At 65.4% G+C, this 1,758-nt stretch carries 3 protein-coding genes; 2 read left to right on the top strand and 1 reads right to left on the bottom strand.

All coding sequences use genetic code 11. The annotated features are described in order from the left end of the window. Nucleotides 1-301: helix-turn-helix domain-containing protein (locus ALA01S_RS30915; protein WP_157119437.1), on the bottom strand; the 301-nt coding region annotated here is incomplete at its 3' end. 211 nt (nt 302-512) lie between these two features. Between ALA01S_RS30915 and ALA01S_RS30920 the strand changes: the two genes are divergently transcribed. Both ALA01S_RS30920 and dctP read left to right on the top strand, forming a co-directional pair. After that, nucleotides 513-1,361 (top strand): shikimate dehydrogenase family protein, encoded by an 849-nt coding sequence (locus ALA01S_RS30920; protein WP_066343594.1) that lies wholly within the window; start codon nt 513-515, stop codon nt 1,359-1,361. A 39-nt stretch (nt 1,362-1,400) separates the two neighbouring features. Continuing rightward, the coding region (dctP, locus tag ALA01S_RS30925; protein ID WP_169806059.1) for a TRAP transporter substrate-binding protein DctP at nt 1,401-1,758 on the top strand (358 nt) is incomplete at its 3' end.

Consider the following 1,758-nt stretch of genomic DNA (forward strand, 5'->3'; position numbering starts at 1 on the left):
GCGCGTAGACCATCTTCAACTGGTCCGGCGTCCTGTCGGCAATCAGGCGCTGCACCTCGCCTTCCTGGCTGGCGTCGAGCCGGCGGTGCTCGCCGACCTTGCGGCCTCCCGCGGCGTCGTGCAGTCCCTGCGCACTCTTGGCCGCGTGGCGCTTGCAGATATCGAACACACCCGTGCGGCTCAGCCCCGTGAGCGCTGCGATCTCGTCGTAAGTGTGCTCAGCCTCGCGCAGCCGGATCACCTGCGCGCGCCTCTCGTGCCGCGCTTCGCGCGACAGTGATCTCATGTCCGTTGCCTTCATCACAGCGGAATCATGACGCGTCAAGATTTCAAGAACATTACTGCCGGCTCAATAGGCATCAGGGATTACGAGAAATTTAACCAAAGATCGGACAAGCTTGTCCGATTATCGGTGGAAACGAATGGCTCGATTGCACTACAAGGGCTCTCAAATACCTACAGTGCGCCCCATCGCGCCGGGGTGGCGCAAGTAGTTTGAGGGTTTTGTGCCCATGAATATTTCGGGAACGACGCGCGTGTTCATGGTGCTAGGCGACCCGGTGTCGCAGGTACAAGCGCCGCAGCTGTTCAACCCGATCTTCGAGCGCTATGGCATTGACGCGGTGTTGATGCCCGCGCAGGTGTCCCGTGCTGACCTGCCGGCCTTCTGCCGTGCCGTGCTGTCGGCCGGGAACATTGACGGGCTGTGGCTGACGATCCCGCACAAGCCGTTGGTGATGCCCCCGCTGCAGCGCTGGGACCGCCATGCCGAGCTGGCGCAGGCCGTCAATGCCGTGCGCCGCAACGCCGACGGCGGCCTGGAAGGCGCGCTGTTCGACGGGCGCGGATTCACCAAGGCGCTGCGCCACTTCGGCTTCGAGCCGCGCGGCCGGCGAGTGCTGCTCGTGGGTACTGGCGGCGCTGGAGCCGCCATCGCCGCCGCACTGCTCGATGAAGGCTTGGAACTGCTGGCCCTCAACGATCTCGGCGACCGGGCGGCGCAGCTCGCGCGGCTGCTGATGGCGCAGGATTCGGGCACCCGGGTGGCCGCTACTGGAAACGAACCGGCGGAATTTGACCTCGTCGTCAACGCCACGCCGCTGGGACTGCACGCGGACGATCCGCTGCCCTTCGACCCAGTCCGACTGGAGGCTGACGCCACCGTGGTGGACATCCTGATGAAGCCGCAAGGCACGCCGTTGCTGCGCGCCTGTGCCGCGCGCGGCATCAAGGCCCACCCGGGCTTCGAGATGCTGGTGCAGCAGGTGCCCGACTACCTTGACTTCTTCGGCTTCAGCGAGGTGGCGAGCGCCGTGCGGGCCGATCTTTCCAGCGTGCGTACGCTGATCCATGCGGCCTGAATGCCCGCAACTTTCACGTTCCCTATAGGAGACAACACCATGACTATGCGTCGCAATTTGCTGGCCGCCGCTCTCGCCGCCGCCTCGCTGCTCGCCGTCCCGGCCCAGGCCGCCGACATCCAGGCCCGCACCATCAAGTTCCCCGCGGCCAGCAACAAGGGCCATCCGCAGGTGATGGGCGTGGAGAAGTTCGCCGAGCTCGTCGCCCAGAAGAGCGGCGGCAAGCTGACCGTCAAACCCTTCCCCGGCGGCACGCTGGGCCCGGACGCGCAGGTGGTGTCGGCCATGCAGGGCGGCACGGTCGAGATGAACGTGATGAACGCCAGCCTGCTCGCGGGCAACGTCAAGGAGATGGCGGTCTTCGACTACCCGTTCCTGTTCAACAACGTGAAGGAGG

This window comes from Azohydromonas lata NBRC 102462 (genome assembly GCF_001571085.1).
In the GTDB taxonomy this organism is placed as follows: domain Bacteria; phylum Pseudomonadota; class Gammaproteobacteria; order Burkholderiales; family Burkholderiaceae_C; genus Azohydromonas; species Azohydromonas lata.